The organism is Polaromonas sp. (assembly GCF_036676035.1).
Taxonomy (GTDB): domain Bacteria; phylum Pseudomonadota; class Gammaproteobacteria; order Burkholderiales; family Burkholderiaceae_C; genus Polaromonas.
This window is the reverse complement of sequence record NZ_JAKFDR010000064.1, coordinates 1-15,253: the sequence shown is the minus strand read 5'-3', so window position 1 is coordinate 15,253 and position 15,253 is coordinate 1. Positions and strand designations below refer to the sequence as shown.

Genomic DNA, 15,253 nt, shown 5'->3' with positions numbered 1-15,253 from the left:
GGATTTCACTTTGCAGCCTCCACCTTGACGCGGGCATTGGGTATTTCACCAAACATCTCCGGCGCATACATGGCCTCGACGCGGCTGGGCGGCAGCGCGAAGTCGCCGACGTTGTTGAGCCGCACGGTGTACTCCATCTTCACCACGCCCTTGGGCAAATACTCGTAGTAGCTGCGAAAGGCCTCAAAGCTGCGCTCTTCAAATGCCGGCCAACCGACGCCGGTTTTCTTTTCACCGCTGGTGGCGATTTCGGAATCGCGGCCCAGGCCGCCGCCCAGGATGGTTGCGCCGCCGGGCACCGGGTCGCTGATCACCACCCAGGTCATGTCGGCCGAGGCGTTGACCTCCAGGGTGATGCGGATCACGTCGCCGCGGGTGTAGATGCCTTTGACGGCCTGCTCCACGGGTTGGATAGTTTTCTTGATCTGGTAGCCGGCGTTGAAGGGCGCCTTCAGTTGCACGGCGGCAATCGACTGCAGCGTGAGCCACGGTTTGCCGGCGCCCTGGTGCGCCACCGTCAGCGTGTCTTTGGCAGCGGAGCCCCAGGGCAGGAACATGTTGTTGTTGCGCAGGTTGCCGGGCGCGGCCGGCGCGCCAAACCAGGTGGTCTGATTGGGGGCGCCAGCCGCGTCGCTGGTCTTGACGCGCTCGACCTTGCTCCAGTCCACGTTGGCCGCGCTGGCCGCAGTCAGTGCCGCCTTGGTCACACCGGCGACCGGTGTGGCTTCAAACTTCGCCGAGAACTTGTCGAGTGCCAGGCCACCCCACAAGTTGGCCGTGGTGGTGTGCCAGGCGCCTTTTTGCTGGCGTGCGATGAAGCCATTGGCCAGGCGGCCCATGTCGTCTTTCCAGGCCGCATCGTCCATCACGGCCAGCATCAGGCGGGCGGTGTTCACGTCACCGTTGGTCATGAGCCACCACCAGTAGTCGTCTTTTTCGGTGCTGAAGATGAGCTTGGTGCCCTGGTAGCTCAGGCGCGATTTGAGGACCTGGGTGGCCTCGGCCATGCGCTGTTCGCGTTGCGGCACGTCCTGCACACGCTTGAGGATGTTGAGCCAGTCGATCACCGCATGCGTCGGCCACTGGTTGGGTGCAATCGTGATGCTGCCCAGCAGGCGCGCCTGCGCCTTGCCGTAGCGCGACAGCGCTTCGAGCGCGGCCAGCTTGCGCACGTCGAGATCTTTACGCGGGCTCCAGAAATCGCGCTGGATGCGGCCTTCCACGAAGGCGATCAGGCCGCGTTCCATGGGCGCGCGGGCCTCGTCGGGCAGGGCAAAGGCCGGGTTGAGGCTGGCCGCCTCGTGCGTGGCGGCCAGCAGGTAGGCGGTGAGCGCGTCGCTGCCTCGGCTCGCTTCACCATCACGCGGCGGAAAGTAGTTGGCCAGGCCGTCGCTGTCCAGGTAGCTGGGCAGCTGCGCCACCACGGTCTGCCAGAGCTTGCTGTCGCGCAGGCCCACGGACTTGCTGGTTTTCTGCTCCAGGCAGATGAAGGGGTAGTTGGCCCACCAGTCACGCACGCCATCCATGCCCTCGGCGAGCTTGGGCTGCAGCGACATCTTCAAGCCGCCACGGCCGGGAAGCGCATCCGCAGGCGGATTCACGTCCAGGTTGAATGAACCATCGAGCTGGACCAGCGTGGCCTGCTGCACCGTGAGCGGCACGGCAGGGATGATGCGCTGGCGGGCTTTCAGGCCGTCGCGTGCCCTGGAGAGGGTGTCCTTGGCCTCTATCTCCCACAGGATGGCTTCGGCGCGGGTGAGCGCCAGTTGCGCGGGCGCGGTGACCATCCAGGCCACTTCACGCGCCTCGCCGGCGGGGATGTCCACGGTCTGCGGTTTAAGGTCCAGCAGCGTCGCGCGCGGGCTGACTTCAACTTTCATTGCGGCCCTGGTGGTGTTGCGCAAGGTGAGCTGCGCGCGGAACTGGTCGTCCTCGCGCACCAGCGGCGGCAGGCCGCTGATGATTTGCAGGTCTTGCGTCGCCTTGATGCTGGTCTGGCCGGTGCCGAACAGGCCGGTGGCGGCGTCAGCCACCGCGACGATCTTGAACGTGGTCAGGGCGTCATTAAGCGGCACCGTGACCACGGCTTGCCCATTGGCATCAAGCACCAATTTCGGATTCCACAGCAGCAGCGTGTCCAGCAGCTCGCGCGTGTTGCTGCGCCCGCCGCCGCCGCCCGCCGCCACGGCCTTGCGCCCGTAGTGCCGGCGGCCGATGATTTCCATTTGCGCGGTCGATGTCTCCACGCCCCAGGCGCGGCGCTGCAGCATGGCTTCAGCCAAATTCCAGCTGGTGTTGGGCATCAGCTCCAGCAGGGCCTGATCCACGGCGGCCAGGGCCACCTCGGCATTCGCCGCGGGCTGGCCATTGGGCAATTTGGCCGTGACGGTGACCAAGGCCCGCCCGCGCACCGGGTAGCTTTCCTTGTCGGCTTTCACGCTCACATCCAGTTGGTGGGCGCGGGTGCCCACGCGGATTTCGGCCAGCCCCAAACGGAAGGCCGGCTTGCTCAGGTCTACCAGTGCGGTGGGGGCAACATACTCGCGGCCCTCATACCAGAACGACGTCCACCACTCACGCGGCGCCTTGTAGCCCCAGGTGAAAAAGCTGTACCAGGGCACTTCGCGCAGGCGGCCGCGCAGGGCCAGCACGCTCACATACACATTGGGTCCCCAGCCTTCCAAGATCCGCAGACTCACCGTCGGGTCCTGGCCGTTGAGCTGGACCACTTGCGTGTCTATGATGCCTTCACGCTCGATGGCCACCAGCGCGGTGGCAAAGCGGAAAGGCATGCGCACCTGGAACTTGGCGGTCTCGCCGGGCTGGTAGCTTTTTTTCTCAGGCAGCACGTCCATGCGGTCGTGGTTTTCGCCGCCAAACCACAGCTCGCCCTGCCTGGTGACATAGACCGAACTGGCGGCCTGAATGGTGCGGCCGTCCTTGTCTTTGGCCGTTACGATCAGCTCCACCTCGCCCGGCTCGCCGAGTTTGGTCTCGCACAGCAGCAGGCCGCGTGAGTCGCTCTTGCCGCCGCAAACTTGCCCCAGGTCCTTGGTCTCGGTCTTGTTGTCGTAGGTGTAAAAGCCGCCCACCATGCGCTTGCGGCTGGTCGTGACAATGCGCGCCACGGCCTTGACCTCGAGCGGAACATCGGCCGCGGCCTTGCCCTTGAGATCCAGCGCCAGTGCCTGGAATTTTATTTTCTGGCTGCTTGATACCCAACCTTCGGTCTTGATACCGGCGACCACCGCGGCCGGCCACAGCGGCGACACGCTGCGAATGGTTTGTACTTCGCCATTGGGGTCGGCGTAAGTGGCTTCGAGCAGCAGCTCCTGCGGCTGCTTGGCCACCGGCACGTTGTCAATCGTGAGCTTGCCGGCGCCGTTTTTGTCCAGCGTCAGGGGCAGCTTGTCGGCAATCACGCGCTGGTCCTGCGAGGCCGTGGTTTCTTCCTCGCCTTCGGACGATTCACCGCGCCGCTCGCGCGGCGGGGAGAAGTTGAACTCCTCATAATCGCTGTAACTCAAGGTTTTGCCCCGCACCAGGGCCGATACGCGCACCGGCAGGTTGACCGCACCGCCGCCCGCCACGTAGTTGATTTGCACATCGGTGGGCACCGACTTCACATGGACCAGGGCTTTCTTGTCGGCCGGGGTGACACGGCCTTCCAGCACCGGCAGGCGGAATTCCTCGACACGGAACTGCCCGCTGGTGAGGCTGCGGCCCTGCGCGGCGCTTTTGGCGTCACCCTTGAGCCCTACTTCATAGATGCCGAGCTTGGCGGCCGGCGGAATCGCAAACGTGTTTTCCGCGCTCTGCCCGCCGGTGGCGGTTTTGCGCCACACGATGGGCTGGGTGTATTGCTGGCCGCTGCCCACGTGCGTGACCACCAGCGTGGTGGGCGGCGTCCCGGACAAGCCAAAGCCCTTGCTGGTCTCGGTGCGCATGATGTGTTTCATGGACACCGTTTCACCGGCGCGCAGCAGGGTGCGGTCAAAAATGGTGTGGGCGCGCTCATCGGGCCGCGGCTCCTGGCTGGTCGGTACATTGAAGCGCCAGGGCTCGATGCCCTTGTGCCAGTCGCTCCAGGTAAAGGCCAGGTCCGCCGTGTTGCGCGCGCTGACGAAGTAGGCGCTGCTGTAGTCTTCGCCGGAACAGCGGGGCGGCTCGGGCGACAAGCCGCTGAAATTGGCAATGCCCTGCGCGTTGGTCGTGGCCTTGGCCAGTTCGGTGCCGCGGCAGTCCGACACACGCACCGTGGCGCCCGCCACTGGCGCACCCTTGTCGAGGGTGGTAACCCAGGCCAGCGCATTCTCGCGGCCCAGCTTGAAATGCACGCCCAGGTTGGTCACCAGCGCGGACGTGCGCACGTACATGGTCCGGTTGCTGCCGTGGCGTTCGTCCAGCAGCGACGCCCCCAGCTTTTGCGAGGCGATTTCTACCACGTGAAAGCCGGGCGACAGCGGAATGCCGACGACTTCAAAAGGTCTAGGGTCGTTGTTGGCGGGCGTGGGCAAATCCAGTGTCTTCACGCCGGCCTGGCCGTTCAGCAGGGACACCATGCGCGACTGCACGTGGTTCCGGTCGCGGGCATCGAGTGATGTGGGCAGCGGGCCCTTGACGTCGGCTGCGGCCGTTTTTCGCGAAACTTCGTAGCCGTCATAGCGCTGCACCTTGCGGAACCAGGCAATGATTTCGGAGTCGGTTCTGGGTTGCAGGTCGCTGACTTTGCCGCTGGTCGTGGAACCGGGGGTCAAGCCCTTGACGGGCAATGCGGCTTCGACATTGCGCAAGGTCACGGGCAAGAGCACCGGGTCACCGGGTTTGGCGCCGGGCTCGGCAAAGCGCTCCACAATACCAAACGGCGTGGCCGCAAACTTGGCCAGCGGCGGCATGGTTCCGGTGGCCACCTGTAGCGGGAAGCTGTCGGCATTGCGCAGGGTGCGGCCCGACGCATCCTTGAAGTCCTTGGGCAGCTCGAGGGTGAACTTCGTCTGCTCGGGGAAAAGAGGTTTGAATGAGACGTGGTTGACGACGCTGTCACCGTCGGCTTCTGCCTTGTCAAACGCAGGCTTGAGCGTGCCCTTGTCGGATTTGAGCCGAATGGCCTCGGCCAGCTTGCGCGGCACCGGCGCATTGAAAGACAAGCTCATCGGGCGAATCGGCAGGCAGGCCGCCTGCGCGTTTTCGCGTTCGCAGTTGAAGCTGGCGGAAAACGGTTCGCGCACCTGGAAGTTGAAGCGCTTCTCGACCGAGTTGGCCACCCCACTGGGCGTGCTCACGCCCTTGCCGTAGACCAGTTGCACTTTGGCGCCAGGAGTCAGGCGCCGGTTGCAGGCCAGGGTGACGAATTTGAGCGGGTCTTTCCCGGCAGCCTTGTCCAGGTGCTGGGACTTGAGCAGCTCAGCCCGGTCCTTGCCTTCAATCAGCTTGACGGGGATGCGCTCACCGAGCCCGTCGGCGGCGCACCAGACCTTGTCCTTGATGCTTTGCAGGGTGGCCGGGCCGTTGAGCTGCAGCAGGAAGTACTGCTCTTCGTCAATGCGCTGATAGGTGTCTGGGCGGATAGTTTGGACAAAAGGGCCGCCGGTGCTGAATTTGTAAGTGAGGTTGCCGGTGATGGCCTCGGCCTTGGGCGACTGGAAGACGGTGATGACATGCAGCGAGCAATTCACGCCGGGCGGCAGGTTGTTTTCAAATTCAAACGCCCATTCCCGGTCGCTGATCCAGCGGCCCGCGCCCTTGGTGGCCTGCGCGTCGCTGCAACTTAAGGAAAGCGGGGCGGGTGCCTTGGGGTCCCCGAAGTTGACAGCGCTGCTGTCAAACTTTGCCACCACCTGGCGCACACGAGCCACTTCACCTTGCGGCGAGAGGCTGATGATCTGGAAGGCCTGGCTGCTGAAGGCGGCCAGGGTCAGGGCAATACCTGCAGCGCCCCTGATGATTGTTTTAACGTCCACGCTTTCCTCCTGTACGGGCGAAAGCGTAGCTTAGATTGCCAGGGCCTGCTCACCCTATTTTTGCAAGATGCGTTGCGAGCCAAAAAGGCCATGAGCAAGGCGCAAAACGCCGTCGGGGTAGACCCCGACAAGGCTTTGCAACGCCGCGCATGGCCTTTTTGGTCGCAACCCTCCGGGAACGGGGTGAAAACAGCGCCACTCAGCGTTGCACTCCTAGCCCAGACGCCCGGTCTGGGCGTCGTCGCGCGCCTTGATTGGCACTGTTTTCACCCCGTTCGCATTTGCAAAAATAGGGTGAGCAGGCCCTGGACTGTGACAAAGTAGCGGGGACAGGGAGGAGAGGGCCCGCCAGCCACGAAACTCAGGCGGCTGACAAACGGGCGCGGTGCCGCGCAATCTGGGCCCGTACCTGGGCGGGCGCCGTGCCCCCCAGAATGTTGCGGGCATTGAGCGAGCCGCGCAGGCTTAAGCACTCGTACACGTCTTTTTCGATCTTGGGGTTGAACTGCTGCAGCACGGCCAGCGGCAGCTCGGACAAATCGACGTTGTGCGAGATGGCGGCCTTGACCGCATGAGCCACGGTTTCGTGCGCATCGCGGAAAGGCAGGCCTTTTTTGACCAGGTAGTCGGCCAGATCGGTGGCGGTGGCGTAGCCCCGCAAGGCGGCGCGCTCCATGGCTTCGGGCTTGACGGTGATGCCGCCCACCATTTCGGCAAAAATGCGCAGCGTGTCTTTCAGCGTGTCCACGGTGTCGAACAGCGGCTCCTTGTCTTCCTGGTTGTCCTTGTTGTAGGCCAGGGGCTGGCCTTTCATCAGGGTGATCAGGCCCATCAGGTGGCCGACGACGCGGCCGGTCTTGCCGCGCGCCAGCTCGGGCACGTCGGGGTTTTTCTTCTGCGGCATGATGGAGCTGCCGGTGCAGAAACGGTCGGCAATGTCGATAAAGCCAAAGCTCTGGCTCATCCACAGCACCAGTTCCTCGCTCATGCGGCTGATGTGCACCATGGCCAGCGAGGCGGCGGCGGTGAATTCGATGGCAAAGTCGCGGTCGCTCACGGCGTCCAGACTGTTCTGGCAGACGCCATCCATGCCCAGCGTTTTGGCCACGCGCTCACGGTCCAGCGGGTAGCTGGTGCCGGCCAGTGCGGCGGCGCCCAGCGGCAAGCGGTTCACGCGCTTGCGCACGTCCGCCATGCGCTCGGCATCGCGCGCAAACATTTCCACATAAGCCAGCATGTGGTGGCCAAAGCTCACGGGCTGGGCCACCTGCAAATGGGTAAAGCCGGGCAGGATCACCTCGACGTTTTTCTCGGCGATGTTGACCAGCGCCTGTTGCAGGTCGGTGAGCAGCCCATCGATGAGGTCAATCTCGCCGCGCAGCCACAGGCGCACATCGGTGGCCACCTGGTCATTGCGGCTGCGGCCGGTGTGCAGGCGCTTGCCGGCATCGCCCACCAGCTGGGTCAGGCGGGCTTCGATGTTGAGGTGCACGTCTTCCAGGTCCAGCTTCCAATCAAAGGCCCCGGATTCGATTTCGGACGTGATCTGGGCCATGCCTTGCTGGATGGCGGCATGGTCGCCGGCGCCGATGATGCCCTGCGCGGCCAGCATGTCGGCATGGGCCAGCGAGCCGGTGATGTCGGCCTGCCACAGGCGCTTGTCAAAAAACACGCTGGCGGTGTAGCGCTTGACCAGATCGCTCATGGGCTCGGAGAACAGGGCGGACCAGGCTTGGGATTTTTTGTCGAATTGGTTCACGTCGGGCTTTCTATGAGAGGAACGCTGGCGGGGCATTGACGGGCGTTATCAGGCGATCGGAGCGCCAAGTGCGTTATTCTGGCTGGATGTACTGGTTTTAGGGGGTGGTTGCAAACGGCAAGCAGTGCAATACTCATGCCCTGGATTTTATCTGTGGCCCGATCAACCATAAAGAAGACTTGCAGCACCCCATGAACCCCGCCCCCGATCCGCAAAGCTTTGGGGAGTCCACCCTGCTGGGAAACCATGTCCCGGGCGAGCTGGCACCCGATCCACGGCCTTTGCGCGCCAGTGTGTTTGATGCCTGCCACATAGGGGTGATTTTGCGCGCCGTGCTGTTTGTGGAGGCCGTGGTGGGGGTGGGCGCCATGTTTGGCACCAGCCAGTTGCTGGACTGGCTGCTGCGCTTTTCCCTGCTGACGGGCGGTGTGCTGCCGGCCACGCTGGCCTGGCTGATTGCGGCCTGTGCGCTCAAGGTGCCATTGGCCAGGCTGGACCCTGCGCGCCAGTGGCTGGCCGGCATCAGCCTGGGCGCTGTGGCCGGCTTGTACGGCTGCGGCCTGCTGGCCCTGATGGGGCTGCTGGAACCGGCGCCCTGGTGGGCCAGCGCCGCCGCCGGCGCCTTGCTGTCTTTCGTGCTGGTGGCCGGGCTGGTCTGGCGAGCCAAGGCCCGCACCCCGGCGGCCACGGCGGCGCGGCTGACCGAGCTGCAGTCGCGCATCCGGCCGCATTTTTTGTTCAACACCCTCAACAGCGCGATTGCGCTGGTGCGCGCCGAGCCCGCCAAGGCCGAGGCGGTACTCGAAGACCTGAGCGAGCTGTTTCGCCATGCCTTGGCCGACCCGGCCGAGTCCGTGACGCTAGGGCAGGAAATCGTGCTGGCGCAGCGCTATCTGGCGATTGAGCAGATCCGCTTTGGTGATCGCCTGCAGGTGCAGTGGAACCTGGACCCCAAGGCCGAACAGGCCAAGCTGCCACCGCTGCTGCTGCAGCCGCTGGTTGAAAATGCCGTCAGGCACGGCGTGGAGCCGAGCGCGGCCGGTGCGCAGCTCAAAATCTCCACCACGCGCCGCGGCAGCGTGGTGGTGGTCAAGGTGACCAACTCGACGCCGGCGGGCGTGGGCGAGCGCGGTCATGGCCTGGCGCTGGCCAATGTGCGTGAGCGCCTGCTGCTGCTGCATGATGTGCAGGCCCAGTTCCAGACCGCTTTCAAGGATGGTGTGTTTCAGGTCAGACTGGAAATTCCCGCATGAAAGAGGATGGAACATTGCCATGACGCTCAAGGTCTTGATTGTTGATGACGAGGCACTGGCCCGTTCGCGGCTGCGTACCTTGCTGGGTGATTGCAGCGGGCCGCAGGCCAGCGTGGCGGGGGAAGCGGTCCACGCCGTCGAAGCCGTGCAAGCCTTGCGCCGCGAAAGCTTTGATCTGGTGCTGCTGGACATCCACATGCCCGGTGCTGACGGCGTGGCACTGGCCCAGACCATTGTTCAACTGCCCGATCCGCCCGCGGTGGTGTTTGTCACGGCCCACCCGGAGCATGCGGTGCAGGCTTTTGAACTGGAGGCCGTGGATTACCTGACCAAGCCCGTACGGCTTGAGCGCCTGCAGCAGGCGCTGCAAAAAGTAGAGCGCCTGCTGCAGGCAAATCGTGCTTTGCAGCCCGATTTACCGCAGGAAATCCTGCTCATCCAGGACCGCGGCCGCACCGAGCGGGTGCCGCTGAGCGAGGTGCTGTACCTCAAGGCCGAGCTCAAGTACATCACCGTGCGCACGGCCACCCGCAGCTACATCCTGGACGGCTCGCTGAACGAGCTGGAAGAGCGTCATGCCCGGCATTTCATGCGGATTCACCGCAACGCGCTGATTGCACGGCGCGCGGTACGCGCCCTCGAAAAGCACTTTGATCCCGAAGAGGGCGAGGGCTGGGCCGTGCGGCTCAACGGCATTGATGAGCTGCTCGCGGTGTCTCGGCGGCAGCTCAGTGCGGTGCGGGAAGCCATTGCCGGCTGAGGATACCTTGACCGGCCAAGCCGGTGCGGTTGCATGCGGCGTGTGCGCCCGAGGCAGGCAAGACAGTCGGAATGAGCGCGCATTGCCGTAAATAAGCACTTGCTCGATAATTTGCCTGTGCATACCTCATTGAGCCATCAATTGCCCAGTATCGTGGCGCTGTGTGAGCGCTATGGGGTGGCGCATCTTGAACTGTTCGGCTCGGCCACGGGGAAGGAGTTTGACCCGGCCTCCAGTGACTATGACTTTCTGGTGGAGCTGGATGCCAAGGCCCCGGGCTCGCGTGCCCGGCGCTGGATTGACCTGGCCGAGGCGCTGGAGCAACTGCTGGGGCGCCATGTTGATCTGGTAAACCCCCGCTACATCCGCAACCCCTACTTCCAGCAGGCGGTCAACCGCAGCCGCACCCTGATTTATGACCGACAGAGCGCCGAAGCTGCTGGTTGACGCACTCGATGCGATCAGCGCGGCGCAGGCGTTTCTGGCCGATACGTCGCTGGATCAATACCTGGCGGACAAGATGCGCCGCTCTGCCGTGGAACGGCAACTCGAAATCTTGGGGGAGGCCTGCTCGCGCCTCGCAAAGCTGGAGCCCGGCTTGCCCAACCAGCTCAGCAATCTGAAGCTTGCCATCGGCCTGCGAAACCGCATCATTCACGGCTACGATGCGGTGGATGATGAAATCGTGTACCAGACGGTCATGGAAGATTTGCCGTTGCTCAAGACGGAGTTGGGCGGCTTGCTGAATGATCGCGCCAGTGGCTAACTGAAATCTGACTTCAATTTCCCCTTTGCGACCGGATGGATGACCTGAAACCGATGGGCGAATTCCTGGGGTCCCAGGCCGCTGCGAAGCGATGGGGCGCCGGCTGGCTAAATTGCATGAACCAGCGCATCATGTGACGCAATCGCCGGGACATTACTCAGCAGTCCGTAACGAAGGCGACGCCAGCCATGCTGTCATTCTGAGCGCAGCGAAGAATCTTGCCAGCATACCGAGATCCTTCGCTGCGCTCAGAATGACAAAGTATGTCGCACTACTTTCGGACTGCTGAGTAATGCGCACTATCAGCACCAAGCCAAGGGAGATGCCATGATTGAACTGCTGTCCGACCCACAAGCCTGGATTGCCTTTGCCACGCTCACCGCGCTGGAGCTGGTACTGGGCATAGACAACATCGTGTTCATTTCGATCCTGGTCGACAAGTTGCCCAAGGCCAAGCAGGAGCTGGCGCGGCGCCTGGGCTTGTTCATGGCCATGTTCATGCGCATCGGCCTGCTGCTGGTGCTGTCATGGATCATTGGCCTGACGGCGCCGCTTTTCAGTGTTCTGAAGCAGGAAATCTCCGGCCGCGACCTGATTCTTATCGCCGGTGGCCTGTTCCTGATCTGGAAAAGCACCGGTGAAATCCATCAATCGCTCGAAGGCGAAGAAGGCCACAGCTCCAATGCAGTCAAGGCGACTTTTACCGCGGTGATTCTTCAGATCATGGTCGTTGACATGGTGTTTTCGCTCGACTCCATCATCACGGCGGTCGGCATGGTGGACAGTCTGGCGGTGATGATTGCTGCGGTCATTGCTTCGGTCGGTTTGATGATGATTTTCGCCGGCACCATTGGACGCTTCGTTTCCGATCACCCCACCATCAAGATGCTGGCCCTGTCCTTCCTGGTGGTGGTGGGCGTGGTGCTGATCGCCGAAGGCTTTGATCACCATGTGCCCAAGGGCTACATTTACTTTGCAATGGCTTTTTCGATTGGGGTGGAGATGCTCAACATCCGCATGCGGCGGCGCACTGCCAAACCGGCGCATTTGCGAGCGTCTTACGCCGCCGACGATCGCTCCGGCGCGAAACGGCCAGAGTGAGGATTCTTCTCATTATTTCGGCCTCCAGCCCTTGGACATCGTGCGCAGGCAGCTATTAATTTGATAGTGAACACAGGTCGTGTGCGGGACTCTGGTGCACTACAAGGTCCGCCCGGCACGTCAGGTGTTGGCCCGCCAATTCCCATGAAATCCAAACGGAATGCGATGCGGCAAGCGGGCGATCGCCAGCGGCCCCGCACTGACGTTCATGGCGTCGAGTATCAACAGGTCGCTGCGGTTTTCCTGTTCGCGCCAGGCCACCGCCAGCAGCCAGCCATCACCTTCGCCGGCCTCCGTGGAGCGCGGCACGAACACCGGTTCCGAGACGACGTCGCCCGCAGGTAGCGTGTAGATTTTCCGCTGGCTGGTCGCGAAATCGAAGCAGGCGAGACTGTCGTACAGAATGCTTTCCGAATCGTCCCTGGCGCGTGCGCTCGCATGGCAGGTGTAGAAGCCGTACCTGTTGCGAAGGCCCGCGTACCGGTCGTCGATGCGCGGAAATTCCGCGACCAGGTCGTCCAGATACTCGCGCTGGAACCCTGGGCTGTCACCTGCAAGGTCGAAGGTCCAGCGGCAAAGGCGGGCAGCCATTCTTTCCGGGTCGCCGGGGCGGCCCTCCGCGTCGGGCAATCCGGGCGCGGCATCGGACTGCATGACATAGGCGACGATGGTGTTGCCATCGTCCCATGCATTCATCACGTGAAACACATGGCAGGCCTCGGCTTCGAACCAGCGCAGCGTCTCGGCCGGCTGACCTCGCCCCAGCACGCCCACATGGGTCCGCTTGTCCGTCTCCCACGCCAGCAACGGCTTGCCGCGCATGGCGCGTTCCACGCTGGTCGTCAGGGGCATGATGGGAAACAGCACATGCCTGCGCGTCAGCATGAAGTCGTGCGCCATGCTGGCATAAGGTGCATCGAAAGATTGCAGGCGAGTGACCTCGCAGTTCTCGTCCATCACCCCGTAGAGCATGCCGGGCGTCCCGGGGCCTTCGGGCGAGTAGGCAAAGAAGTGCAGTTCTCCGGTTTCGGCATCGACCTTCGGGTGGGCGGTGCAACGCGCATTCACCCGGCCGCCGAAACTCTGATGCCCCTTTGATTCGAGCGTGCGGCTGTCGAGTTCGAAGGGCTGATGAGACTCTTCAAGTGCAAAGAGTCGACCGCCATGCCAGACCACATTGGTATTGGCCGTGCCACTGTTTTTTCCGAGTGCGCTGGGGGCGCTGGTGGCGGGGTTGCCGAAGGAACCGAAGAGTGCCTGCCCCGCGTGGTTCTCCAGTTCCCATTTGGGCGTGCGGGCCCAGCGGTTTCGATAGGAAACCTGCCCCTCTTCGATATAGAAGGCGTGCAGCATGCCGTCCCCGGAAAACCAGTGGTAGTTGTTGTCCCGCGGTGCGTACTGGGGGTTGGGTCCCACGCGGTAGAGTGCCCCGGAAAGTTCTTTCGGTATGTCGCCGGTCACCTCCAGTGCGGGGAGGTGGTGCTCCTCGTGGATAGGCGCAAAGTTGCCGGTGAAGAAGTGAGGATGGGCTGGTTTCGTCGAGTTCATGGTTCTTTCTATGGTTTGCCTAGGGGGCTTCTGGTGATTCAAGCTGCCGGATGGCCTCGTTGACATAAGCCATCAATGGCGCATCGATGCCCGAACCGAGGCGCAGCGCGGCCTCGTTCTGAAACGCTGCCTGAAGTTTCGATAGCAATTGCGGGTTTCCACAGGCCTTGGCCAGGGAGAGTGCTTGCCAGCGACGCGCCAGCGCCTGCATGTCCACGCTGTCCGGCGCAGCGCCTTGACACATGTGGCTTCGTATTTCCGCGATGAGGGGCGGCCAGGCGTCGGTCTGCTCGACGTAGTGCCTGCGAAGGCGCGCCATCTCATCGGAACTGCAATAACCCGCATACAGGTTCAAGCGGCTGTAGGCCATGGCGTGCGAGATGAACGTCATGCCCGCCTGGTGGATGCCCGTGAGTGAATGCAAGGCCGGCTCGTTCCAGTGCATGGCGTACATCCTGATCAGCACGCCTTCGTCGCCGCCGGCTTCATCGAGAAGCAGCTCGATCCAGCGGCGCGCCAAAGCGATCCCCTCGGCACTGTCTGGAGAAACCCTGGCGTCAATCAACTTCCGCAGGGTGGAGGCCAGTTCGGCTTTCTCGGTTTGGACGGTTTTCGCGAGCGTGCCGCGCTGCGCTTTCAATCTGGCCAGTTCGTCGTCGCTGAAATATTTGGAACCGGAGACCATGCTCTCCAGCGCCACCAGCCAGTCGTCCACCGCTGGCTCCGTGCTGCCCTGCAACTGGTTTTGTAGCTCGACGAGGTGGGCTCGCAACGCCGTCGCCTGACGAATCTGGTGGTCCAGGAAAGACAGCTGTTGGGCCACGACTTCAGAGAGCCCGCCAGCATCCTTGTCCAGGATGGCCCCGATTTCCGTCAAGGAGATGTCCAGGCGCCGGAGCGCCTGAATTCGATACAGCCGGGCGACATCCTCGCGGCCGTACAGCCGGTACTTGCCCTCCGACCTCGCTGAGGGAATCAACAGACCGATGTCACCGTAATGACGCAAGGCGCGCACCGTCAGGCCCGTGCGCCGGGCCAGCTCGCCAATCTTCAAAAACATGCCAGATCCTCCAAGTTGAAGGCATCGTAAACCGTGCCGCTACGAGAGGGTCAAGCAAATTGGGTTGTTTCCTGAGAGTGGCATTCGGGATTGCGGCTCAGCAGGAGGATTTCACATTTTCATGAGCAAAAAGTTCCTCCAGCCCTTATCCTTTGGGTGCAGGCAGCTATTGAATTAATAGCGACTGACGCTTCAGGGCGCTGTCTGCACCAACAGATGCGCTTGTGCCGGCAGCTCAGCCAAGGCAGGTCTGTTCAGTCGCCCAGATCAATGACGCCCGCCAGGCGCACGTCGCCGGGTGCCTCGTAATCTGCGATGACCCATGCGCGAGCAGGGTGGTCCGCGGCATCTTCCAGAAGCTCCAGAACAAGGCCTATCGACGCCTTGTCAAGCGCCGCAAAGGGCTGGTCCAGCAGCGTGACGGCGGCACCCGATGCGAAGGCGGCAGCCAGCCAGACTTTGCGTTTCGACCCGGTTGACAGCATGTAGAGCTGCTTGTTCATCTGCGGAGCCAAGGCCAGGCCATCGACAAGATCGCCCAACACCTCACCGTCAAACCCGGCATGGCGGCCGCGCAGGGATTCGAAGTACTCCACCGGCGTCATTTGATCAAAGGCATCCGAGCGCGGTTCGGCCCAGAACACCTGCTGACGGTAGGCAACCGGCTGGTCTTGGAGGTTGAAGCCATTGACCTGCAGCCGTCCGGCATCGGCTGGCAGCGCACCCGCCAATAAACGCAGCAGCGTGGTCTTGCCGCGCCCGTCACCGCCGCGTACCAGGGTGACGCCGGGCAAGATGGAAGTCGACCAGCCGGTGAACAGCTTGCACCCGGGGTAGCTAAAGCACAGACCTTCAACCTGTAGAAGCGCTGGTGTGATGGTGGCGGTATGTTTGATGTGACGGTCCTTTTCAACCTAGAAACCGCAGTTGGACGCGCCCGAGTGGGCCGTCATGGGGTGGGCTGGCAAGGCGTGACGAGGCAGCAGGCTGATGCCTGCAAGGAGGAGCAACGCCGCCAGCACGCGCCAGGGCGGCTCAATCGGGTG

At 63.0% G+C, this 15,253-nt stretch carries 10 protein-coding genes; 5 read left to right on the top strand and 5 right to left on the bottom strand.

The window, feature by feature from the left end:
* Window positions 1-5: 5 nt before the first annotated feature.
* Window positions 6-5,960, bottom strand: coding sequence for an alpha-2-macroglobulin family protein (locus tag V6M61_RS10600; protein WP_442957763.1), 5,955 nt, complete (start codon window positions 5,958-5,960; stop codon window positions 6-8).
* A gap of 361 nt (window positions 5,961-6,321) precedes the next feature.
* On the bottom strand, window positions 6,322-7,719 hold the full coding sequence (gene argH / locus V6M61_RS10595) for an argininosuccinate lyase (protein WP_332776538.1): 1,398 nt from the start codon (window positions 7,717-7,719) through the stop codon (window positions 6,322-6,324).
* A gap of 191 nt (window positions 7,720-7,910) precedes the next feature.
* Here argH and V6M61_RS10590 point away from each other — a divergent pair, with 191 nt between their 5' ends.
* From V6M61_RS10590 to V6M61_RS10570, 5 genes are all read left to right on the top strand, one after another.
* On the top strand, window positions 7,911-8,972 hold the full coding sequence (locus tag V6M61_RS10590; RefSeq protein ID WP_332776537.1) for a sensor histidine kinase: 1,062 nt from the start codon (window positions 7,911-7,913) through the stop codon (window positions 8,970-8,972).
* A gap of 19 nt (window positions 8,973-8,991) precedes the next feature.
* Window positions 8,992-9,732 carry a LytR/AlgR family response regulator transcription factor gene (locus tag V6M61_RS10585; protein ID WP_332776536.1) on the top strand — a complete coding sequence of 247 codons (741 nt, stop codon included), beginning with the start codon at window positions 8,992-8,994 and terminating at the stop codon, window positions 9,730-9,732.
* A 129-nt stretch (window positions 9,733-9,861) separates the two neighbouring features.
* A complete protein-coding gene (locus V6M61_RS10580; protein WP_332776535.1) occupies window positions 9,862-10,179 on the top strand; it encodes a nucleotidyltransferase family protein in 318 nt (105 codons plus the stop codon).
* Window positions 10,148-10,498, top strand: a complete 351-nt coding sequence (locus V6M61_RS10575; protein WP_332776534.1) for a HepT-like ribonuclease domain-containing protein — start codon at window positions 10,148-10,150, stop codon at window positions 10,496-10,498. Before V6M61_RS10580 ends, V6M61_RS10575 begins: the two co-directional genes overlap by 32 nt.
* A gap of 327 nt (window positions 10,499-10,825) precedes the next feature.
* Window positions 10,826-11,599 carry a TerC family protein gene (locus V6M61_RS10570; RefSeq protein ID WP_332776533.1) on the top strand — a complete coding sequence of 258 codons (774 nt, stop codon included), beginning with the start codon at window positions 10,826-10,828 and terminating at the stop codon, window positions 11,597-11,599.
* 120 nt (window positions 11,600-11,719) lie between these two features.
* Here the strand turns inward: V6M61_RS10570 and V6M61_RS10565 are convergent, their stop codons facing one another.
* From V6M61_RS10565 to V6M61_RS10555, 3 genes are all read right to left on the bottom strand, one after another.
* The gene (locus tag V6M61_RS10565) at window positions 11,720-13,147 is read right to left on the bottom strand and encodes a carotenoid oxygenase family protein (protein ID WP_332776532.1); all 1,428 of its coding nucleotides are present in this window, start codon (window positions 13,145-13,147) and stop codon (window positions 11,720-11,722) included.
* A 19-nt stretch (window positions 13,148-13,166) separates the two neighbouring features.
* Complete coding sequence (locus V6M61_RS10560; RefSeq protein ID WP_332776531.1) at window positions 13,167-14,207, bottom strand: MerR family transcriptional regulator; 1,041 nt, start codon at window positions 14,205-14,207, stop codon at window positions 13,167-13,169.
* Window positions 14,208-14,461: 254 nt separating this feature from the next.
* Window positions 14,462-15,055, bottom strand: coding sequence for an ABC transporter ATP-binding protein (locus V6M61_RS10555; RefSeq protein WP_442957764.1), 594 nt, complete (start codon window positions 15,053-15,055; stop codon window positions 14,462-14,464).
* Window positions 15,056-15,253: the final 198 nt, after the last annotated feature.